General features: G+C 67.0%; 17 protein-coding genes. 10 read left to right on the top strand and 7 right to left on the bottom strand.

Features of this window, described 5'->3' with window-relative positions; translation table 11 throughout:
• Nucleotides 1-4: 4 nt before the first annotated feature.
• From FBZ90_RS14935 to FBZ90_RS14915, 5 genes are all read left to right on the top strand, one after another.
• The gene (locus tag FBZ90_RS14935) at nucleotides 5-1,441 is read left to right on the top strand and encodes a glycoside hydrolase family 125 protein (protein WP_186455820.1); all 1,437 of its coding nucleotides are present in this window, start codon (nucleotides 5-7) and stop codon (nucleotides 1,439-1,441) included.
• Between the two features lie 66 nt (nucleotides 1,442-1,507).
• Complete coding sequence (locus FBZ90_RS14930) at nucleotides 1,508-3,352, top strand: glycoside hydrolase family 35 protein (RefSeq protein WP_186455819.1); 1,845 nt, start codon at nucleotides 1,508-1,510, stop codon at nucleotides 3,350-3,352.
• A 269-nt stretch (nucleotides 3,353-3,621) separates the two neighbouring features.
• Nucleotides 3,622-5,961: a GH92 family glycosyl hydrolase gene (locus FBZ90_RS14925; RefSeq protein ID WP_145733378.1), complete on the top strand. Its 2,340-nt coding sequence runs from the start codon at nucleotides 3,622-3,624 to the stop codon at nucleotides 5,959-5,961.
• 21 nt (nucleotides 5,962-5,982) lie between these two features.
• A complete protein-coding gene (locus FBZ90_RS14920; protein ID WP_145733376.1) occupies nucleotides 5,983-6,351 on the top strand; it encodes an L-rhamnose mutarotase in 369 nt (122 codons plus the stop codon).
• A gap of 150 nt (nucleotides 6,352-6,501) precedes the next feature.
• Nucleotides 6,502-7,260, top strand: coding sequence for an SDR family oxidoreductase (locus tag FBZ90_RS14915; RefSeq protein ID WP_145733374.1), 759 nt, complete (start codon nucleotides 6,502-6,504; stop codon nucleotides 7,258-7,260).
• A 45-nt stretch (nucleotides 7,261-7,305) separates the two neighbouring features.
• Here the strand turns inward: FBZ90_RS14915 and FBZ90_RS14910 are convergent, their stop codons facing one another.
• A complete protein-coding gene (locus FBZ90_RS14910; RefSeq protein ID WP_145733372.1) occupies nucleotides 7,306-8,259 on the bottom strand; it encodes a GlxA family transcriptional regulator in 954 nt (317 codons plus the stop codon).
• A gap of 210 nt (nucleotides 8,260-8,469) precedes the next feature.
• On the opposite strand from FBZ90_RS14910, the gene FBZ90_RS14905 reads away from it, so the two are divergent.
• On the top strand, nucleotides 8,470-9,111 hold the full coding sequence (locus tag FBZ90_RS14905) for a response regulator transcription factor (RefSeq protein WP_145733370.1): 642 nt from the start codon (nucleotides 8,470-8,472) through the stop codon (nucleotides 9,109-9,111).
• Between the two features lie 19 nt (nucleotides 9,112-9,130).
• On the opposite strand, the gene FBZ90_RS14900 is transcribed toward FBZ90_RS14905, so the two are convergent.
• Complete coding sequence (locus FBZ90_RS14900; protein ID WP_186455818.1) at nucleotides 9,131-10,399, bottom strand: two-component system sensor histidine kinase NtrB; 1,269 nt, start codon at nucleotides 10,397-10,399, stop codon at nucleotides 9,131-9,133.
• A gap of 286 nt (nucleotides 10,400-10,685) precedes the next feature.
• Between FBZ90_RS14900 and FBZ90_RS14895 the strand changes: the two genes are divergently transcribed.
• From FBZ90_RS14895 to FBZ90_RS14885, 3 genes are all read left to right on the top strand, one after another.
• Complete coding sequence (locus FBZ90_RS14895; protein WP_145733366.1) at nucleotides 10,686-11,321, top strand: helix-turn-helix domain-containing protein; 636 nt, start codon at nucleotides 10,686-10,688, stop codon at nucleotides 11,319-11,321.
• Between the two features lie 210 nt (nucleotides 11,322-11,531).
• A complete protein-coding gene (locus FBZ90_RS14890) occupies nucleotides 11,532-11,903 on the top strand; it encodes a response regulator transcription factor (RefSeq protein ID WP_145733364.1) in 372 nt (123 codons plus the stop codon).
• 312 nt (nucleotides 11,904-12,215) lie between these two features.
• A complete protein-coding gene (locus FBZ90_RS14885) occupies nucleotides 12,216-12,845 on the top strand; it encodes a response regulator transcription factor (protein WP_145733362.1) in 630 nt (209 codons plus the stop codon).
• Nucleotides 12,846-13,067: 222 nt separating this feature from the next.
• Here the strand turns inward: FBZ90_RS14885 and FBZ90_RS14880 are convergent, their stop codons facing one another.
• The 5 genes from FBZ90_RS14880 to FBZ90_RS14860 all read right to left on the bottom strand — a co-directional run bounded on the left by FBZ90_RS14880 (nucleotide 13,068) and on the right by FBZ90_RS14860 (nucleotide 19,817).
• Nucleotides 13,068-14,399: a cytochrome c gene (locus tag FBZ90_RS14880; protein WP_145733359.1), complete on the bottom strand. Its 1,332-nt coding sequence runs from the start codon at nucleotides 14,397-14,399 to the stop codon at nucleotides 13,068-13,070.
• Nucleotides 14,399-16,579 (bottom strand): xanthine dehydrogenase family protein molybdopterin-binding subunit, encoded by a 2,181-nt coding sequence (locus FBZ90_RS14875; RefSeq protein WP_246130427.1) that lies wholly within the window; start codon nucleotides 16,577-16,579, stop codon nucleotides 14,399-14,401. Before FBZ90_RS14875 ends, FBZ90_RS14880 begins: the two co-directional genes overlap by 1 nt.
• Before the next feature lie 9 nt (nucleotides 16,580-16,588).
• Nucleotides 16,589-17,044, bottom strand: a complete 456-nt coding sequence (locus tag FBZ90_RS14870) for a (2Fe-2S)-binding protein (protein ID WP_145733357.1) — start codon at nucleotides 17,042-17,044, stop codon at nucleotides 16,589-16,591.
• 178 nt (nucleotides 17,045-17,222) lie between these two features.
• Entirely contained in the window at nucleotides 17,223-19,262 is a 2,040-nt protein-coding gene (locus FBZ90_RS14865; RefSeq protein WP_186455817.1) for an ATP-binding protein, read from the bottom strand.
• 78 nt (nucleotides 19,263-19,340) lie between these two features.
• Complete coding sequence (locus FBZ90_RS14860) at nucleotides 19,341-19,817, bottom strand: UDP-galactopyranose mutase (protein ID WP_246130426.1); 477 nt, start codon at nucleotides 19,815-19,817, stop codon at nucleotides 19,341-19,343.
• On the opposite strand from FBZ90_RS14860, the gene FBZ90_RS14855 reads away from it, so the two are divergent.
• Nucleotides 19,771-20,757 (top strand): ABC transporter ATP-binding protein, encoded by a 987-nt coding sequence (locus FBZ90_RS14855; RefSeq protein ID WP_246130425.1) that lies wholly within the window; start codon nucleotides 19,771-19,773, stop codon nucleotides 20,755-20,757. The genes FBZ90_RS14860 and FBZ90_RS14855 overlap by 47 nt on opposite strands.
• Nucleotides 20,758-20,779: the final 22 nt, after the last annotated feature.

Here is a 20,779-nt window from a genome sequence, read left to right as displayed (position 1 = left end):
CGCGATGATCAGCCGTCGTGACACGATGTTGGGCTTGGCCGGCGGGGTGCTGGCCGGCGCCCTGCCGGCCAAGCCGGCACGGGCGGAAAACCGGCCCAGCCGCCGCCCGCCGCCCGCCCAGCGCAAGGTGTCCAGCCCCGCGGTGGAGCGGGAGCTGGCGCGGGTGAAGGCGGCCATCGGCGACCCGGAACTGGCCTGGCTGTTCGAGAACTGCTTCCCCAACACCCTGGACACGACGGTGGAACTGGGGCGGCTGGACGGCAAGGCCGACAGCTTCGTCATCACCGGCGACATCGAATGCCTGTGGCTGCGCGACAGCTCCGCCCAGGTCTGGCCCTACCTGCCGCTGGCCAAGAACGACGCCGTGTTGCGCCAGGTGTTCCAGGGCCTGATCCATCGCCAGGCGCGCTGCATCCTGATCGACCCCTACGCCAACGCCTTCCTGCCGGATCCCAAGGGCACCACCCCCAACAAGTGGGCGGTGGACGACATGACGGAGATGAAGCCCGGCGTGGCGGAGCGGAAGTGGGAGATCGACAGCCTGTGCTATCCCATCCGGCTGGCCCACGGCTATTGGCGGGCCACCGGGGATGTGACGCCGTTCGATGAGGAATGGCGGGCGGCGATGCGCCTGGTGGTGGCCACCTTCCGCCAGCAGCAGCGCAAGGACGGCCCCGGCCCCTATCGCTTCCAGCGCAAGGCGGAGACGCCGACCGAAACCTTGGCGCTCGACGGCTATGGCTTCCCCACGCGCAAGGTGGGCATGATCCACGCCATGTTCCGCCCCTCGGACGACGCCTGCCTCTACGCCTTCAACATCCCCGGCAACCTGTTCGCTGTCACGGCCCTGCGGCTTCTGGCGCCCCTGTGGCGTGCCGTGGGCGGGGAGGATACCCTGGCCCAGGACGCGCTGGCCCTGGCGGCGGAGGTGGAGACGGCGGTGCGGGCCCATGGCCGCATGACCGACGCGGCCGGCCAGGAAATCTGGGCCTATGAGGTCGACGGCTTCGGCAACCGCCTCTTCATGGACGATGCCAACGTGCCCAGCCTGCTGGGCCTGCCCTACCTGGGCTGCTGCGCTGCCGACGATCCCCTGTACCGCCGCACCCGGGCGCGGGTGTGGAGCGGCGACAACCCCTATTTCTTCCAGGGCGCCGCCGGGGAAGGCGTCGGCGGCCCGCACGAGGGCCTGCGCATGATCTGGCCCATGGCCATCATCGTCCGCGCCCTGACCAGCGATGACGATGGCGAGATCCGGCAGTGCCTGGGCTGGCTGAAGACGACGCACGCCGGTACCGGCTTCATGCATGAGGCCTTCGACCAGGACGACCCCACCCATTTCACGCGGTCCTGGTTCGCCTGGGCCAACACGCTGTTCGGCGAACTGATGATCGACCTGCTGGCCCGCAAGCCGGCGCTGCTCCGCGCCCCCCTGCGCTGAGCCGGTAGGACACGCATGCCAACGCCTGACACGGCCCCGCCCCAGGACCTCACGAACCGGACAGCCATGATCCCCCGCAGAACCTTCCTGGCCGGCGCCGCCGGCCTCACCGCCGGCGCCATGGCACCCTTCACCGCCGCGCGGGCTGGCACCAGCCGGTTCACCACCAACGGCGACCACTTCCTGCTGGACGGCCAGCCCCTGCAAATCCTGGCCGGGGAGTTGCACTACCCCCGCATCGCCCGTGCGGATTGGCGCGACCGCCTGCGCAAGCTGAAGAGCCTGGGGCTGAACACGCTCAGCGCCTATGTCTTCTGGAACGCCCATGAAAAGGTGCCGGGCCAGTATGACTTCACCGGCAACCTGGATCTGTCCGCCTGGCTGGCCCTGGCGCAGGAAGAGGGCCTGCACGTCCTGCTGCGCGTCGGGCCCTACGCCTGCGCGGAATGGGACGGCGGCGCGCTGCCGGCCTGGGTTTTCGCGGACGAAAGCGTCAAGGCGCGGTCGCTGGATCCCACCTATATGAACTTGTCCGGCCGCTGGCTGAAGCGGCTGGGGCAGGAGGTCGCCCATCTGGAGATCGACAAGGGCGGACCGGTCCTGATGACCCAGGTGGAGAATGAGTACGGCTCCTTCGGGCAGGACCACAGCTATATGGAAGCCGTGCGCGATCAGATCCGGGCGGCGGGCTTCGACGGCGCGCTGTACACCGTGGACGGCGCGTCGGTCATCGAGAAGGGCGCCCTGCCGTCACTGATCAACGGCATCAATTTCGGCACCACGGACAAGGCGGAGGAGGAGTTCAAGCGCTACGCCGCGTTCAAGCCGTCCGGGCCCCGCATCTGCACCGAACTGTGGGGTGGATGGTTCGATCATTTCGGCGAGGTGCATTCCGCGATGCCGGCGCCGCCCTTGCTCGACAGCCTGAAATGGATGCTGGACCGCCAGATCTCGGTCAGCTTCTACATGGCGCATGGCGGAACGTCGTTCGGGTTCGATGCCGGCGCCAACTTCGATCGCAAGACCGAAACCTATCAGCCCGACATCTCCAGCTACGACTATGACGCCCTGTTCGATGAGGCGGGGCGCCCCACGCCGAAGTTCAGCGCGGTGCTGGAGGTGATGAAGCGCTACCTGCCGGCGGAGCGGTTCGCCCCCCTGCCAACGCCACAAAAGGCCCTGGAAATTCCCCGCTTCCGGTTGACCGAGACGGCGGCGCTCACGCCCCTGTTCGGCAAGCCGGTGGCGGCGCCGGCCCCCCGGACACTGGAATCGCTGGGCCAAAGCCATGGCCTCATGCGCTATCGCCATCGCTTCACCAAGGCCGCCAAAGGCACGCTGCGCATCGGCGAGGTCCGCGATTACGCTGTGGTGTCGGTCAACGGGCGCCGCGTCAGCGTGCTGGACCGGCGCCTGAACGAACGGGAAATCGTCCTGTCCGCCCAGGCCGGGGACAGCCTGGAGATCCTGGTCGACACCATGGGCCACGTCAATTACGGCGAGCGCATTGGGCGGGACCAGAAAGGCCTCATCGGCGGGGTGACACTGGACGGCCAGCCCTTGCAGGGCTGGACCCATGAGGGCCTGCCGCTGGACGACTTGGCCGGCCTGACGTTCCAGGCCGGCATGGCCGATGGCCCCGCCTTTCACCGCGGCACGTTCGAGCTCAAGGAGGCCGGCTACACCTTTCTGGACATGCGCGGCTGGGGCAAAGGCTACGCCTGGGTGAACGGCCACAATCTCGGCCGCCATTGGTCGGTCGGGCCGCAGCGCACCCTGTTCGTGCCGGAAAGCTTTCTAAAGGTCGGGGTGAACGAGGTCATCGTTTTCGACCTGCATCCGGTCCTGGACACCAGCCTGGCCGGCGGCCGGGCGCAGATTTGGGACCTGCCCGGACAGGTCAAGGAATAGATGTCCGCACACTGACATCAGCGGCGCGAGATTACGACTCGTGCCGCTGTAGCCCGCGGCTGCGGGCGCCGGAGCGAGCACCGCCCAGTTAGTGTAAAGGGCGCGCAGCGAGGAAGCCAAGGCCACGGATGTGGCCGCCCGGCAATTGAGGGGCATTTGAGCGGTCACGATCAAATGCCGTAGGTATGAACCCGCCGGTTTCCACAAGGGACGGCGGCATCGTGGGCGCCCCGCCAGCAGGCGGGGACGCGATGGGGAAGGAGAAGAACATGCTGACACGTCGGACGTTGCTGGGGGGCACCGCCGGCCTGGCCTTGCTGGGCGGAAGTGGGCTGCCGGTGGCGGCGGCCTGGGCCAGGGAAGGGGCGGGGGAGAGGGAAGACCTCACCCGCTGGGTCGATCCCTTCATCGGGACGGGCGGGCATGGCCACACCTACCCCGGCGCCACCGTGCCCTTCGGCATGGTGCAGTTGAGCCCAGACACGGACAATGGCCGCTGGGATTCATGCTCCGGCTATCACCAGGACGACCGCACCCTGATGGGCTTCTCCCACACCCATCTCAGCGGCACCGGCGTGGGCGACATGCTGGACGTGCTGGTGGTGCCCCGGGTTGGCCCCGTGGTGCTGCAGCCAGGCAGCCTTGAAGCCCCCGAGGGCGGCTATCGCGCCCGCTTCGACCATGCCGACGAACAGGCCACCCCGGGCTATTACCGCGTGCGGCTGAAGGACAGCGGTATCGCGGCCGAACTGACGGCTACGGCCCGCGCCGGCCTGCACCGCTACACCTTCCCGGCGGGGGCCACCGGCGACGGCGCGCACCTGCTGATCGACTTCCACCACGGCATGCAGGACAAGCACGGTGTGCCCACCCGGGTGACCGACGCCAGCCTGAAGCTGGTGGGCAACGACACCCTGGTCGGCGGCCGGCGGGTGCACCAGTGGGCGGACGGGCGCCACATTTACTTCGCCCTGAAGCTGTCGCGCCCCTTCACCACGGCGCAGCTCTATTCCGACGACCAGCCGGTGGCGGGCGACCAGGCCGCCGGCACCAACCTTAAGTGCGCGCTGCACATCGCCGACGCCGCCAAGGGCCCTCTGCTGGTCAAGGTCGGCCTGTCGGCGGTGGATGTGGACGGCGCGCTGCGCAACCTGCAGGCAGATCTCCCCGGTTGGGATTTCGACCGCGTGCGCGGTGCCGCCCGCGACGCCTGGCAAGCGGAACTGTCCCGCATCCGCATCGACGCCGACAGCGATGTCGACCGCCGCATCTTCTATTCCGCCCTGTATCACGCCCTGCTGGCGCCCACCCTGTTCAGCGACGTGGACGGGCGCTATCGCGGCATGGACGACGCCGTGCATCAGATGCCGGCGGGGCGCCACACCTATTCCACCTATTCGCTGTGGGACACCTACCGAGCCCTGCATCCCCTTTTCACCCTGGTGCAGCCGGAGCGCGTGCCCGACCTGGTGGACGGGCTGGTGCGCATGGCGGTGGAAAGCCCGGCCGGCCCGCCCGTCTGGCCGCTGCAGGGCCGGGAGACGGGCTGCATGATCGGCTGGCATTCCGCCGTCGTGCTGGCGGAAGCGCAGGCCAAGGGCTTCAAGGGCATCGACTACAAGGCCGCCTGGCCGGTGTTCCGCAAGCGCGCCTTCGAGGACACCACCCTTGGCATGGGCGAATACCGGCGCCTGGGCTACATCCCCAGCGACACGGTGGACGAGGCGGTCAGCCGCACGCTGGAATACGCCTATGACGACTGGGCCATGGCCCATCTGGCGGCGGGTGCCGGCGCCCGCGACGACGCCCGCGCGCTGGTCGACCGCTCCCGCAATTACCGCCATGTCTTCGATCCGGCGCTGACCTTCGTTCGCGCCCGCGACAGCGCCGGCAAGTGGATCGAACCCTTCGACCCGCGCGCCATGGGCCATATGAAGAAGTGGCGGGATTTCACGGAAAGCAACGCCTGGCAGGCGACCTTCCTGAACCAGCACGACCTTTACGGCTACATGGGCCTGTTCGGCGGGCCGGAGGCGTTCGAGCGCAAGCTGGATGAGCTGTTCACCACCAGTTCCGAAATGCCGGCGGACGCGCCGCCCGATATCGCCGGCCTGGTGGGCCAGTATGCCCATGGCAATGAGCCCAGCCACCACGTGGCCTATCTCTACGCCTATGCCGGCGCGCATCATAAGACCCAGGCGCGCGTCCGCATACTGTTGCGCACCATGCACCAGGACAAGCCGGACGGTCTGGCCGGCAATGAGGATTGCGGCCAGATGAGCGCCTGGTACCTCATGAGCGCCCTGGGCCTGTACGCCGTCGACCCGGTCACCCCCATCTATGTTTTCGGTTCCCCCCTGTTCCGGCGGGCGGAGGTGGTGGTGGGACCGGGCCGCCGGCTGGTGGTGGAGGCGCCCGGCAACGGCGCGGACAGCCCCTACATCCAGTCGGTTTCCTGGAACGGCGCCGCCTACACCAAGAGCTGGATCAGCCATGCCAGCCTGGCCGCCGGCGGGCGCCTGACCTTCCAGATGGGGGCCAAGCCCAACCCCCGGTTCGGCGCCGACCCCGCCGACCGGCCGCCGTCCTTCACGCCCGTGAAGATGTGATCTCCTGCAGGGAAGACCGCGATGCCCCGCCATGTCCTGATGCTGGACCTGAAGTCCGACCCAGCCCTGATCGAGCGTTACCGCCAATGGCACGCACCGGGCAAGGTGCCGCCGGCGGTGGTGCGGTCCATACGCCAGGCCGGCATCCTGGACATGGAAATCCATCTCTGCGGTGATCGGCTGGCCATGATCGTTGAGGTATCGGACGACTATGATCCCGAGGCCAAGGCCGCGGCGGACGCCGCCGATCCAGACGTGCAGGCCTGGGAAACCCTGATGAACACCTTCCAGCGCCCCTTGCCCTGGGCGCGGGACGGGGAGAAGTGGGTGCCGGCGGAGAAGATTTTCAGCCTGGGCGACCAGACGACGGGGGAGGATGCCGAAATCTGACGGTGCCATTGGGGACGCCGAACTGAATGTCCGTTTTCGTGGCATATATGACATTCAGGCCATGAGGGCCGAGGGGTAAAAAGGGACCTGTCACGCCAACCGGCGCGGGACGGGGCAGGGCCCCGTCACTACCCCTCGGAGTTTTCCATCATGCAGATGACCGGCAACACCATCTTCATCACCGGCGCCACCTCCGGCATCGGCCGCGGCTTGGCCGAACGCTTCCACGCCCTGGGCAACAAGGTGATCATCGCCGGGCGCCGGCAGGCCCTGCTGGATGAGGTCGTGGCGGCCAACCCCGGCATGGAGGCGGTCCAGATGGACATCACCGACCCGGCCAGCATCGCCCAGACCGCCGAAACCCTGATCCGCGATTACCCCACGCTGAACGTCCTGGTGAACAACGCCGGCATCATGCCCTTCGACGATGCCAGCGGGGTGGTGGACGACACCGTCAGCCAGGCCATCCTGACCACCAACCTGCTGGGCCCGATCCGCATGACCTCGGCCCTCATCGAGCATCTGAAGCGCCAGCCGCAGGCCACCATCATCAACAACACGTCGGTCCTGGCCTATGTGCCGCTGGCCGTGACCGCCGTCTATTCGGCCAGCAAGGCGGCCCTGCATTCCTACACCCTGTCGCAGCGCTTCATGCTGCGGGAGACGTCGGTACGGGTGCAGGAAATCGCGCCGCCCTGGGTCAACACCGACCTGATCAAGAAGAGCGACGATCCGCGCGCCATGCCGCTGGACGCCTTCATCGACCAGACCATGGCCGGCCTGGCGACCGATGCGGAAGAGGTGGTGGTCGAGGCGGCCCGCGGCTTCCGCAACAACCCGGGCTCCGGTGAGCATCAGCTGGTGACCGATTTCAACGCCGCGCTGATCGCCAATCCCATCCCGGTCTGATCCGGTCCTGACGGGCGCGCATCCCCTCCGGCGGGCGCGCTCCCGTCAGGCCCCCATCTGCTGGATGACGTGCCGCACCGCCTGGGGGCCATGCCCGAAGCGGCGCAGGAAGGCGCGCCGCATGCGTTCGCGGTCGGTGAAGCCGGTCTGCTGAGCCACGTCGTCCAGGGTGCGCCGGCCGTCGGCCAGCAGGGCGCGGGCGGCATCCAGCCGCAGGCCCTCCACCGCCTTGCCGGGGGATAGGCCGGTTTCCTGGCGGAACAGCCGACTGAACTGCCGGGGGCTCAGCCGGGCGATATCCGCCAGCTCCTCCACGGACAGATCCCGTCCCAGATTGCCCCGGGCGTAGGCCAGCACGCGCTGGATCCGGTCGGTGGTCGCCGGTAGGTTCAACAGGGCGGACAATTGCGGCTGCCCGCCCGGCCGACGGTGATACAGGACCAGGTGCCGCGCCACCGCCTGGCAGATCTCGGGCCCCAGATCCTGTTCGATCAGCGCCAGGGCAAGGTCCACGGTGGCGCTCATGCCCGCCGAGGTCCAGATATTGTCATCGGTGACGAAGATGCGATCGGCCTGCACCCGGACCTTGGGATAGCGGTTCTGCAGATCGGCGGCATGGGCCCAATGGGTGGTGGCGCGCCGACCGTCCAGCACCCCGGCCTCCGCCAGCAGAAAGGCGCCGGTGCAGGGTGCCGCCAGCCGCCGGGCGCCCGCGGCGGCCCGACGCAGGAACGATCGCATGCCCCGCGACGGCGTGGGCGATGCCGCCGGATACGCGAACGCCCCGATGGAAAAGGTGGTGTCGAAGGATTGGTCGCCGATGGCGGCCGTGCGCACGGCCAAGCCCACGGAACTGGGGATCTCTCCCCCCGCCTCCGACAGGAAAGAGACGCTGTAGGCCGGCCTCGGCAACGCCGTGTTGGCCTGTTCGAAAGCGGCAGCGACCGCCAGGTTCATGACCTGGAAGCCGGGTGCCAGAATTAAGCCCACCGTGTGCATCAGGCGTCCATCCCGTTCCATGTGCCGCCGCGGTGTCTTCCGCAGCATGGAACCAGGGTGATCGCCGACCATCGCGTTTTAAATCCTACCGCCATCTTGGCGGCCCCATACCGAGGTATGAGGTCACGTGCCGCCCCAGTTGGAGCATCTTGGGTCGCCAGCCAATTGGTTAACGCGCCGTACTCCGGTCGAGACGGGGAGTATCGTCACATGCCTCATGATCCCGACCCGGAAGATCCCAGCCATTCAAAGTCCCTGGTCGTCGTGATCGACGATGACGCGCTTTTGCGCGAAGCCCTCGTCGACCTGTTCCTGTCGGTCGGCACCGATGTGGCCAGCTATGATTCCGCCGCCGCCTTTCTCAACGATGGCATTCACGACCGTCCTTGCTGCCTGGTGCTGGATGTCCGCATGCCGGAGCAAAGCGGACTGGAGCTTCAGGCGCGGCTGAAGGCGGAAGACAGGCAACCGCCCATCGTCTTCATCACCGCCCACGCCGACGTGCGCATGTCCGTCCGCGCGATGAAACAGGGGGCGGTCAATTTCCTGCCCAAGCCGTTCCGCGAACAGGACCTGCTGGACGCGGTATGGGAGGCGATCCGTTACGACCGGGAACGGTGGATACAGCGGCGGCATTTGGCGGACTTGCGGCGTCTGGCCCAGGATCTCACCCCCCGCGAGGTGGAGGTGCTGAAAGCCATGGGCCGGGGCCTTTTGAACAAGCAGATCGCCCATGAGCTGGGTATCGCGGAGATCACGGTGAAGATGCATCGCAGCAGCGCCTTCCGCAAATTGGGCGCGTCGACGTCATCGGACTTCATCCAGAAGGTGAGCATGCTGGAACTGGGCTGACGCGCCGGACCGGGGGGCATCAGCGGAACATCTGCCGGTCATACGGCAGAATGAAGCGGAAGATGGTTCCCAGCTTCTCCACGCTCACCACGGACAGGTCGCCACCGTGGCTATTGATGATGGATTTGCAGATGACCAGGCCCAGCCCCATGCCATCCTCCTTGGTGGAGAAGAAGGGTTCGAAAATCCGGCTTAAGGTTTCTTCGCTCATTCCCGGGCCGTTGTCGCGGATTTGAACCTCCACCCCGCCGTCCCGCTCCTTGTCGCAAACAGCCACCGTGACCACGCGCTCTGACATCTGTGCCTGCGCCATGGCCTGCATGGCGTTGAGGGCCAGATTGAGGATCACCTGCTTTATCTCCACCTCGTCCACCCGCACGGCGGGAAGGTCCGCTTCGATCAGCGTCCGGATGGTCACGTCGTAGAGGTGCGCTTCACTATCGATCAGCGCCAGCGCGTCCTTGACCAAGGCATCGGCGCTGGTGGTGGTGCGTTTGGGTGCCTTGCGCAGGAAGGTCTTGATGCGGCCCACGACATCGCTGGCCCGCTGGGCGTTGCGGCGGATCTGGTACAAGGCGTTCAGCGCCCTGTCGGTCGAGGGTTCCGCCCGCAACAGCCACTGTTCCGCCGCGACGGCGGAGGCCGCGATGGCCGCGATGGGCTGCGCCACGTCATGGGCGATGGATGCGCTCAACTCTCCAACCGTGGAAACCCGGGCGGCATGCGCCAAATCGCCCCGCGCGTTCAAGACCATCTCCTGCGCGCGCTTCTGGTCGCTGACATCGAAGGCGTAAAACAGGATGCGGCGCGCGTCGCCGGAGGATGGCAAGGTGGCGCGCCAAATGACCGGCACCACGCGGCCATCGATGGTATGCAGCAGCCGTTCACCCTGGGCCGACACCTTGCCGTCCAGCAGGGCCTGATAGACGCGGGTAATGATCTCCCGGTTGGCGGGCAGCAATTGTGGCGCGATCTCCTGGAAATGGACCTTGTCGCGCGCGCCCAGCAAACGCAGCACGGCATCGTTGGCATCCACGAACCGATGGTACCTGCGGTGGTCCCGCACCAGGTCTGGGTGGGCCTGCAGGTGGGCAACCACATCGGTGACCCCCTTCGCCCTCAGGGCCGCCAGGAAGGAACGGACGCCGGACCAGTCCTCGATCAGCATGGGGATGGGCGCGTCATCGAAATAGGCGCGCCTGAAGGCCCGGTAGCGCTGGAAGCAGCTGACCAGCAGCCCGGCGAACACGCAGAGCGACACCCCCGCTGCGAGGATAAGGGTCGGCAAATCCTGGGTCATTGTCGTCGCGTCTGAGGGGTGGGCCGATAGGGGTGGAAGCGCGATCGCTCCATTCCGGCGGCCCCCGTGGGCTGTCGCCGGCGCCTCAAGACGCAATTTATCGGTTTCGGATGATCTTGGACCTTAAACCGGGGGAGGGTCGTCCGCGCCCCCACCCCAGACCACGGTATAGGGTATCACCTACCCGGTAGGGGTTGGCACCAGCATGCGTACGATTCCATAACTTCACCCACCAAATCACGATGCTCCCGCCTTGTTTGATGGGGAGTGGACCATGGATCAGTATGCGCAAGGGGCCGACGCGTACGCGGCGGAACAGATCGGTGCGAAGCATGGCGGGGCCGACGGCGGCCAGGCGGAACGGCTGATGTCCCTGGCGATCAACGCCAGGGACGCGCTGGATTTCGATCTGTCGGCCGTTCGGGAGTACCTTGAAGAAATAACCAGCGTTCTTGGAATCATGGACCCCGGACGCGAGGGGGTGGAGTTGGTTTCCGTGACGCCTGTCGCCCGGGGATGTCCGGGCAAGGGAGGTCTGACACCATGGCAGCTCAAGCAGGTTATGGACCATATCGAGAAGGGGCTGGCGCTGCCCATCCTTCTGAAGGAACTCGCGGAGGTCAGCCGTCTCAGCTATTCCTATTTCGCGCGCGCCTTCAAGGTGACGGTGGGGGAGACGCCCCGCGATTTCGTCGCCAAGAAGCGCATACGCCGGGCGCAGATGCTGATGCTGTCGACCAACGACACCTTGAGCGAGGTCGCCTGCGCCTGCGGCTTCTGCGATCAGGCCCATTTCTCCCGCATCTTTCGCCGCCTAGTGGGCGAAACGCCGCTGCGCTGGCGCCGGACCTGGAAACGGAATTGGCACCCGGGGCCGCAGGACACCGTCGCCGCTCGACTGGCGCAATGATGGCTTGGGGGGCGGGGCCGCGTCGTTTCTGTTTCCGATGGCACCCGGGCTCGCCAGGGCCCGGGCCCGGTGGTAAATACCTCCAGCGATTCATAATAGTTTAAATGTCTTGGTTGTCTTTAGGGGCCGGGGCTTGCGATCGGACGCGGCCAGGGCGACGTGTGGTCGGCGGGGGCGGGACCGGAACCAGGATGAGTGAAAGCGACCGGGATGACCGCTGAGAAGGCTGTTGCTGTGATTGACGACGACGCGTCCGTCCGGACAAGTCTGGAGGACCTGTTGCAGTCCTTCGGCTACGCCACGATGGCGTTCGCGTCGGCGGAGGAGTTCCTGGCATCGGACCTGGGGCTGGTCGACTGCGTCATATCCGACATCCAGATGCCTGGCATGTCCGGCCTGGAAATCCAGCCGCTGTTGCGCAAGCGGGACGTGACGTGCGCCGTCATTCTCCTGACGGCGTTCCCCAGCGAACAGGTCCGCACCCGCGCGCGCAAGCTGAACGTCCACGATTTCTTTGAAAAGCCCTGCAATCCCGAGGCGCTGATCGCCAGCGTCGAACGGGCACTGGCGCCTTCGGCCTGACCGCGAGGACACAGGCCGTGATTGCCTCATGCCACAACCAAAATAAACAAAGCGGCCCCCGCGCCACCTGGAAGACCGCTTCCTGAAATAAGATATCGCCTTCTTTCACTATACCGAATGGGTGGATCACACTTCGTTACCTAGCCGGCCGGCATGAGCATTGCCCCGCCTCAGGATATGATCTGGGATTTTTGCGATTACGGACGCCTTGTGTTATAGTGTCAGTCGATTGTTAAGGAATGGTCATGGCTACGGGTTCCACACGCCCGTATCATTTCCCCCTTTCCGCCCTCGACGCGACGCACCACCCCCATGACCAAGACCGAGCTCGTTCAGGACGCGCCTTTCGTTTACGTCGTCGATGATGATGAGGATGTGCGCGGCGGCGTGACCGATCTTTTCCGGTCCGTCGGCCTCAATGTGAAGAACTATCCCTCGACCCGGGACTTTCTCGCCGACAGCTTGCCGGACCGCCCCAGTTGCCTGGTGCTGGACGTGCGCTTGCCGGGGGAAAGCGGACTGGAATTTCAGAGCCGCCTGAACGCGACCGGAACCCGGCTGCCCATCATCTTCATCTCCGGCCATGCCGACGTTCCCATGTCGGTGCAGGCCATGAAGTCAGGCGCCGTGGACTTCCTGCCCAAACCGTTCCGGGAGCAGGAGCTGCTGGACGCCGTGTCCGGCGCCTTGCGCGTGGACGCCCAGCGGCGGCGGGAGGAACGGGACCTGGACGAGCTGCGCCAACTGGCCGCCCAACTCACCCCCCGCGAGGTGGAGGTGCTGAAGGCGGTGGACCGGGGCCTGCTGAACAAGCAGATCGCGTTTGAGATGGGCATCGCCGAAATCACCGTGAAAATGCACCGCAGCAGCGCCTTCCGCAAACTGAAGGCCCGCAGCGTCGCCGACATGATCCAAAAGGTACGGCGCTTGGCTTTGAAGTAATACCAAGGAGCGATGATTTCCATTCATCTCTCTGGTATCGGCGGCGACTGCCGCCGCGCGCCATAAGGCGCGGAAGCCAAGCCGCCGGATGGCGGCGCCGGCGATTGAGGGCGATGGGCCTGGCCATAGGTCAGGATCATCGCTACTTGGTATAAGTCATCCCCAGGCGCGCATCATAAGCGGGGGACCGGCTGGGGGGCCAGCCGGCCTTGTGTCGCTGCGTCAGTCGGCCCTCAGGCGGGCGACGTCCTGGGCGGTGATCGTCGACGCGACGGCACCGAACCGGGCGGTGACGTAATTGGCCACGGCGGCGATTTCCTCATCCGAGTAGGCGCCGGCGAAGCCGGGCATGTAGGGGCGTCCCGCCACCTGCGGGCCGGAGCCTTTCAGGATCATCAGGGCGACGTTGGCGGCGCTGGGGTCGTTCACCGCCCGCTTGGCCGTCAACTGCGCGTCGGCCGAATTGACCCCGGCACCGCTCCAGGCATGGCAACTGGCGCAGGCCCCTTCGAACATGCGCTTGCCGTCGATGGCGCCCGCCACGGCGGTGCCATGGTCGCGCGGCGCGGGGCCGGCGGGGGCCGGCAGGTCGGTGTGCACCGCCGGCACGCTTTGCAGATAGGTTCGGATGGCCACGATGTCGGATGGGACCAGCTTGGAGAAGCTCAGCTCGACCGCCTCGCGCATGGGGCCGGAGGCGACGCTGCGGCCCTTGGCATGCCCCTGCGCCAGATAGGCCTCGATCTCCGGCGCCGACCACGTGCCGATGCCGCTGGTCTGGTCCGGGGTGATGTTATAGGCGTTCCAGCCCTCCGCTTGGCCGCCGGCGAACTTGTGCCGGGTATCCATCGCCTGGAACAGGGTGCGGGGGGTATGGCATTCACCGCAGTGGGCGGCGCCTTCGACCAGATAGGCGCCGCGGTTCCACTCGGGCCCCCGGTCGGCGACGGGCTCGAACCGATGGCCGGGATTGAAGAACGCCCCCCAGACCGCCATGAGCCAACGCTGGTTGAAGGGGAAGGAGAAAGTGTCGGGCAGGTTCGCCCGCCGCACCGGCGCCAGGGAGAACAGATAGGCCTTGATGGCCAGCACGTCCTCATCCGTCATCAGGGTGTATGAGGCGTAGGGGAAGGCCGGGTAAAGATGCCGCCCACCCGGCGCCACCCCCTTATGCACCGCCTTCAGGAAGTCCGCGTCCGTCCAGCGGCCGATGCCGGTTTCGGCGTCCGGCGTGATGTTGGGGGTGTAGAGCGTGCCAAAGGGTAGCTTGAACGGCCGGCCACCGGCATAGGGTGTTCCCCCCTCCGCCGTATGACAGGCCTGGCAGTCGGCGGCCGCCGTCAGATAGGCGCCCCGCTCCAGCACGGCGGCGTTGGCCAGTTCCTTGGGAACGCCGGTGGGCGAGGGCCCCTTGTAGTCCGCCAGCGAGACCCGCGTCCCCTTGGCGAAATCCAGGGGGCCGGGTAGGAAGACCGCATGGGCGAGAACCGCGGCGCCAGCGGCAACGACGACCCCGGCGGCGATCAGCGCCCTTCTTTTCGTGGTTCCACGCATCAGGTCCGCCCCCCCTTGGCAAGCAATGTCTGGTCGATGGGCATGCGCGTCAGCTGCACCCCGGTGGCGGCGTAGATGGCATTGGCCACGGCGGGCTGCACGGTGGTGGTTCCAGGCTCGCCGATGCCGCCGGGGGCCTCGGTGGAGGGGACCAGATGCACCTCGACCGCCGGCATCTCATCGATGCGGACGACGCGGTAATCGTGGAAATTGCTCTGCTGCACCCGGCCCTTCTCGAACGTGATGCGGCCGTGCAGCGCCGCCGACAGGCCGAAGACCAAGCCACCCTGGATTTGGGAGATCACGCCGTCCGGGTTCACCACCATGCCGCAATCGACGGCGGTGACCAGGCGGCGCACCCGTACCGTGCCGTCGTCGCCCACCGCCACCTCGGCGATGGTCGAGAGGAAGCTGCCGAAGACCGTTTGCAGGCAAATGCCCCGGCCCACCCGCTCGCCCGCCTTGGCGGCCAGGGGGGTACCCCAGCCGGCATGCGCCGCCGCCGTGTTCAGCACCTGCAAGGCCCGCGGGTTGGCGGTCAACAAGGCGCGGCGGAAGTCCAGCGGGTCGTTCTTGGCTTCGCGCGCCAGCCGGTCGATGAAGCTTTCCACGCTGAAGATGTTGTTATTGGGGCCCACGCCGCGCCAGAAGCAGGTGGGCACGCCTTGCGGCTCATGGCGCACATAGTCGACATGGAAGCCGCCGACGGCGTAGGGCTGGTCGGCGGCGCCGTCGATGGCGTCGATGTCGACGCCGCCGCTGAACGCCGGGGGCAGCCAGCGGGCGATGACGGAGGGTCCCACGACCGTGTGACGCCAGGCCACCGGCTTGCCGTTTTCCAGTCGGGCGGACAGCCAACTGCCGTAGGTGGAGCGGTACATCGCCTTCTGGATGTCCTCCTCCCGCGTCCACACCACCTTGACCGGGCCATCCACGTGGGCGGCGATGCGCACCGCCTTGTCCACCATGTCCACCTCCAGCCGCCGGCCAAAGCCGCCGCCCAACAGGTGGTTGTGGATGGTGATCTGGTCGGGTTTGAGGCCGGCGGCCTGGGCCGCCTTGGCCTGGACCATGGTCATCACCTGGGTGCCGATCCAGATCTCACAGGCGCCCGGCCGCAGGTGCACGGTGCAATTCATCGGCTCCATGGGGGCGTGCGCCAGGAAGGGCAGCTCATAGCTGGCGCTGATCACCCCGGCGTCGCCCGGGCGGACGTCCGCGCCTTCGCTTTTGACCGGCACGCCCGGCCGCTTCGCCGCCTCGTGCATCGCCGCACGCAGGCTTTCCGTCGAGAGCGTGGCGTTCGGCCCCTCGTCCCACTCGATGACCAGCTTGTCCAGGCCCTTCTTGGCGGCCCACATGTGGTCCCCGACCACGGCCACCAAATCCTCCAGAACCACCACCTGACGAACGCCGGCCACGGCCCGCGCCTGGGTGTCGTCAACGCGGCGGATCTTGCCGCCGGGCACGGGGCAGCTGGATAGGGTGGCGACCTTCACGCCCGGCGGCAGGGCGTCGATGCCATACTTGGCCGTGCCGTTGCCCTTGGCCTCGATATCCAGGCGGGTCTGCGTCTTGCCCAACAGGCGGAAGGTCTTTGGATCTTTCAGCGGCGGATCTGATGGCGGGGTCATGTGGGACGCCGCCGCGGCCAGCTCGCCGTAAGGCAGGGACCGGCCGCTGGCGGCATGCCGGACGATGCCGTCCTGGGTTTCGCACGCCGCCGGATCCACCTGCCAGCGCTTGGCCGCCGCCTGCACCAACATCGCCCGCGCCGCCGCGCCGGCCTTGCGCATGGGCGTCCAATAGGCGCGGACGGAGGTGGAGCCACCGGTGGCCTGCACCTTGAAGATCGGATTGCCGTAAAGCGCGTCGCTGGGCGGCGCCGCCTCCAGCCGGACGGCGGCCAACGGCAAATCCAGCTCCTCCGCGATGAGCATGGTCATGGCGGTATAGATGCCCTGGCCCATTTCCACCTGGGGCATGATCAGGGTCGCGGCGCCATCGCTGGCAATGCGGATGAAGGCGTCGGGCGCGAAAACGGTGGGCGCGTCCTCGCGCGCCACGGCCAAACGGCCCAGGGGCAGACCCACGGCCAGCAGCAGGCCGCCATAGGCCAGGCCGCGCAGCAGGTCACGGCGCGAGGCGCCAGAGGGAGAGGGGGAGGGTTGCATGTCCATCAACTCACCTCAGGCTTGAGAGGCGGCGCGCTTCACGCCGTCGCGGATGCGGACATAGGTGCCGCAGCGGCAGATGTTTCCCGCCATGGCGGCGTCGATGTCGGCGTCCGTGGGCGCCGGCGTCTGCGTCAGCAGCGCCGCGGCGGCCATGATCTGGCCCGACTGGCAGTAGCCGCACTGCGCCACCTGAAGATCCATCCACGCCTTCTGCACCTTGGCGCCGGCGGGGGTGGCGCCGATGCCTTCAATGGTGACGACGGGCATGTCGCCCACATCACCCACGGCCAACTGGCAGGAACGCACGGGCGTGCCGTCCACATGCACGGTGCAGGCGCCGCACTGGGCGACGCCACAGCCGAATTTGGTGCCCGTCATGCCCAAGACATCCCGCAATACCCACAGCAGCGGTGTGTCCTGCTCCACCTCCACATCGTGGACGGTGCCGTTGATGGAAATCTTGATCATGGAATTCCCCGTTCTGGCGGCAGCCGATGCCGCTGCGTGCCCTGAAAGCACGCATCGCTTCGCAGGCTCAACTGTTACCCAAGGGTTTAAACTTGGGCATTCATACCGTGGTATGGGTGCCGCCGGGGGTGCGATGTCGTTGCGCAAAAGGCGGCGGATGCGGGGGAAGCCGCCGGTATCAGTCCGCCGCCACGGGCAGGCGGATCTGGAAACGCGCCCCACCCGCCGGGAGACTGCTGGCCGACAACTGACCGCCATGCCGCTGGACGATGGATCGGCAGACCGACAGGCCGATCCCCATGCCGTGGCTCTTGGTGGAGTGGAAACTTTCGAACACACGCTCCAAATCGCCCGATGGTATGCCGGGTCCGTTGTCGTCGATCGTGGCGGTGACCCAGTCGCCATCGGCCCGCAGGGTAACGGTGATGGCGCGGTCCGCGGTATCACTCTGGACCAGCGCCTGATGCGCGTTCAGCAGGATGTTGAACACCACCTGCTGCAGCTGGACCCTGTCCCCTTCCACCACGCACGGGGCCTTACCGGCGTCGATGCAGACGGCCACACGGGCATGCTCCAGCTCATGGGACAGGAAGGCCACGGTATCACGCGCCAGCTTGGCGATATCGACCGGCTCGGTCTGGAAGGGGGCCCTCACGGCCATGTCGCGGATGCGGCTGACGATGGCTGTGGCCCGGTCCACGCTGTCCATGATCTTGCCGACCAGGTCCCGTACCACCGGCACATCCACGACATCGCGCGACAGCCACCGCTTCACCGCCTCCCCCCGGGAGGAGATGGCGCTCAGGGGCTGCGCCACCTCATGGGCCAGCGACGCCGTCAGCTCACCCAGGATGGCCACCCGCGCCGCGTGGGCCAACTCCGCCTGCATGGCCTGCATCGCGCTACGCGCCGCCTCCTGCCGGGAAATGTCGATCAAGCCGACATAGGCGATGTTCTGGCTGCGCAATTCCGGCGGCACGACGTTGAACCAAAGGCAGGGCACCAGGCTGCCGTCCAGACGGCCGATCAGGTGTTCTCCCTGATAGGTACTGTGGCCGCCAAAGCTGGCGGTCATGGACTCACGCAGGCCGCGCATATGATGCGGCGTGGTGACCCAGCGGATGGGGCCCAGCAACGCGTCCTTGGACGTGGCGCGCATCAGGGTCAGCGCGCTGGCGTTCGCGTCGACGCAGAGGATTGCCGCCTTGGCTTGTTCCAGGAAGTCGGGATTCTGGTCAATATAAGCGCCAAGATCGACGACGCCTTGCTCACGCAAGGCCGCGTAGGTGCGGTTTATGGCGGTGGTGTCGAAGCGGAAGAAGGCGACACCGCTCGCTTCGAACAGCGTCCGCAACCGGTTCTCGCTGCGCGCCAACTCGGCTAATGCCTTTTTCTGGTCATCGATGTCGATCACGCCAATGATGACTCGCCCCGAAGGAACCGTTTCGGACGGGAAGGCGGTGGTGAACAGGCATTCGAACGTCGTGCCGTCGACACGGGCCAGCCTGACCTCGGCGACGTAGCTGGGGTCGCGCCGCATCCCTCTGAGCAGGCCGGTGGTGAAATGGACCAGGCTCTCGTCCGGCCAGTAGGGCCGAATGTCGGCGAAGTCGCTCTGCTCCCGCCCGCCGAACAGTTCCATCGTTCGCTGGTTGACGGCAATCACCCTGACCTGCCGTTGCAGCCAACGGACGTAATCGGGGTTCGCCGCGAAGTAGGCGGCCATGTCGGTCACGCCCTCGGCCATCTTCTGGCGCACGGCCATCGCCGCCGCGCGGAAGTCCATATCCCAGAAGGAAACGGCCAGGGCATGAAACAGGTTGGTGTTGCGGACGGTCAGATCTTCCAAGGTCGTCTGCGTCGCCCGCGCCGCCGTGACATCGCGAGCCGCATCCATTAAAAAACCGCCGTCCGGGCGACTGATGCTGACCTCAAGGGTCAGCGTGGTCCCTTCAGCCCCGCGCCGGTGCACTTCCCCCCGCCACATGCCGCCGGCGGCCAGGGCGCCGTCGATTTCCTTACGCGCCGCCTCATCGTGCGGCCCCAGCACATCCGTTGCCATGCGCCCTTGGGCCGCGTCCGCCACGATGCCGTAAAGCCGTTCCGCCGCCGGGTTCAGGGTCAGCAGCCGCCCCGCCTCATCGTACAGGACAACGGCGTCGTTCAGTCCCTGCAGCAGGGAGGTGAGCAGGGGCGGGAGGGGCGTCGGGTCGGGCAAGGCGGCCAATCATCGGGCGGGGTCGGTATGGCCGCAGCCAATGCGCGATGGGGATGATTGTCAAGCCCGCGCGCCACTTTAACCACCACCCGCCAATTCCAGCACAGCGGCCGATGCCCCCGGCCCGCGTGGCAGCCGCTCCTCGATCCGCCGGAACGTGGCCAGGGCCTGGGCCACCACCTGGTCCATGTTGTAATATCGGTATGTCGTCAGCCGGCCGACGAACCAGGTATCGGGCGTCGCGTCGGCCATGGCCTCGTAACGCTTGTACAGCGCCTGGTTCTCCGGTCTTGGGACGGGATAGTAGGGGTCGCCCACATCGCTGGGATACTCGTAGGTCAGGGCCGTCTTGGGATGATCCTGACCGGTCAGGTGCTTGTATTCCGTCACCCGGGTATAGGCCTGGTCCTGGGGATGGTTCACCACCGCCACCGGCTGGTGCCAGGGCTGGCCCACGGTCACATGGTCGAACCGCAGCGACCGATAGTTCCGCTGGGGCCAAAAGGGCGTGACCACCGGCGACGTGGTGATCGTCAGCGCGCTGACCTTCCGCATCCTGCATGGCGCGCGCGATCTGGCCCTGGCCTTGGTCGACGTGGTCCAGCATGTCGGCCACATCGAGGATACCCTCCGGGTCATCGGGCTGCGGCCCACCATCGCGGACGACCCGGCCAGTGTGGCCTTCGACCCCTGGGGCGATCCCAGTTCGGTGGAACTGCGGCGCGTCGCCTTCACCTACGGCATCTCGCGGACACCGTCGGAAAGCGATGGGGACGCCGCGCCGCGCCCCCCGTTCCGGGCGGAGACATTGCGGGATCTAACGGTGCGCATTCCGGCCGGGCAAAAGGTCGCGGTGGTGGGCCCGTCCGGCGCCGGCAAGTCGACGCTGGTCGCCCTGTTGCAGCGCCTCTATGACGTCCAGGACGGCGAACTGCTGATCAGCAACCACGCCGTGGCCGCCATCCGCCAGGACGATCTGCGCGCGGCGCTGGCCGTGGTGCCGCAGGAGATCACGCTGTTCCACCGGACGATACTGGAGAACATCCGCTTCGGTCGCCCCGATGCGACGGAGGAGGAGATCCACGCCGCCGCCCGTGCCGCCAACTGCCACGACTTCATCCTGTCCCTGCCGGACGGCTACGGGACGCTGGTGGGCGAACGCGGCACCAAGCTGTCGGGCGGACAGCGGCAGCGTATCGGCATCGCCCGCGCCTTCCTGAAAGATTCCCCCATCCTGATCCCGGACGAGGCGACATCGGCCCTGGACACGGAGTCAGAATTGAAAATCCAACGTTCCCTGGTGCAGCGCATGGCCAACCGCACGGTCATCGCCGTGGCGCATCGGTTGTCCACCGTCGCCGCCTTCGACCGCATCCTGGTCATGCAGGACGGCCGCATCGTGGAGGACGGAATCGCGCCGGACTTGCGCCGCCGGGGCGGCCTGTTCGCCCGCATGTGGCGCTTGCAGGCGGAAGGACTGTCAGCGGCCGAGTAAGCCACCGACGACGATCAGGCGA

The organism is Nitrospirillum pindoramense (assembly GCF_007827955.1).
GTDB classification, from domain to species: Bacteria; Pseudomonadota; Alphaproteobacteria; order Azospirillales; family Azospirillaceae; genus Nitrospirillum; species Nitrospirillum amazonense_B.
Note: the sequence above shows the minus strand (reverse complement) of the source record. Positions and strands in the feature narration are given on the sequence as shown.

What these genes read in the sequence shown, in the direction of transcription:
- FBZ90_RS14895 (WP_145733366.1), top strand. Translation starts at nt 10,686, where the DNA reads ATGGATCAGTATGCGCAAGGGGCCGACGCGTACGCGGCGGAACAGATC.
- FBZ90_RS14935 (WP_186455820.1), top strand. Translation starts at nt 5, where the DNA reads ATGATCAGCCGTCGTGACACGATGTTGGGCTTGGCCGGCGGGGTGCTG.
- FBZ90_RS14910 (WP_145733372.1), bottom strand. Translation starts at nt 8,259, where the DNA reads ATGCACACGGTGGGCTTAATTCTGGCACCCGGCTTCCAGGTCATGAAC.
- FBZ90_RS14885 (WP_145733362.1), top strand. Translation starts at nt 12,216, where the DNA reads ATGACCAAGACCGAGCTCGTTCAGGACGCGCCTTTCGTTTACGTCGTC.
- FBZ90_RS14890 (WP_145733364.1), top strand. Translation starts at nt 11,532, where the DNA reads ATGACCGCTGAGAAGGCTGTTGCTGTGATTGACGACGACGCGTCCGTC.
- FBZ90_RS14930 (WP_186455819.1), top strand. Translation starts at nt 1,508, where the DNA reads ATGATCCCCCGCAGAACCTTCCTGGCCGGCGCCGCCGGCCTCACCGCC.
- FBZ90_RS14875 (WP_246130427.1), bottom strand. Translation starts at nt 16,579, where the DNA reads ATGGACATGCAACCCTCCCCCTCTCCCTCTGGCGCCTCGCGCCGTGAC.
- FBZ90_RS14870 (WP_145733357.1), bottom strand. Translation starts at nt 17,044, where the DNA reads ATGATCAAGATTTCCATCAACGGCACCGTCCACGATGTGGAGGTGGAG.
- FBZ90_RS14905 (WP_145733370.1), top strand. Translation starts at nt 8,470, where the DNA reads ATGCCTCATGATCCCGACCCGGAAGATCCCAGCCATTCAAAGTCCCTG.
- FBZ90_RS14860 (WP_246130426.1), bottom strand. Translation starts at nt 19,817, where the DNA reads ATGCGGAAGGTCAGCGCGCTGACGATCACCACGTCGCCGGTGGTCACG.
- FBZ90_RS14880 (WP_145733359.1), bottom strand. Translation starts at nt 14,399, where the DNA reads ATGCGTGGAACCACGAAAAGAAGGGCGCTGATCGCCGCCGGGGTCGTC.
- FBZ90_RS14925 (WP_145733378.1), top strand. Translation starts at nt 3,622, where the DNA reads ATGCTGACACGTCGGACGTTGCTGGGGGGCACCGCCGGCCTGGCCTTG.
- FBZ90_RS14915 (WP_145733374.1), top strand. Translation starts at nt 6,502, where the DNA reads ATGCAGATGACCGGCAACACCATCTTCATCACCGGCGCCACCTCCGGC.
- FBZ90_RS14920 (WP_145733376.1), top strand. Translation starts at nt 5,983, where the DNA reads ATGCCCCGCCATGTCCTGATGCTGGACCTGAAGTCCGACCCAGCCCTG.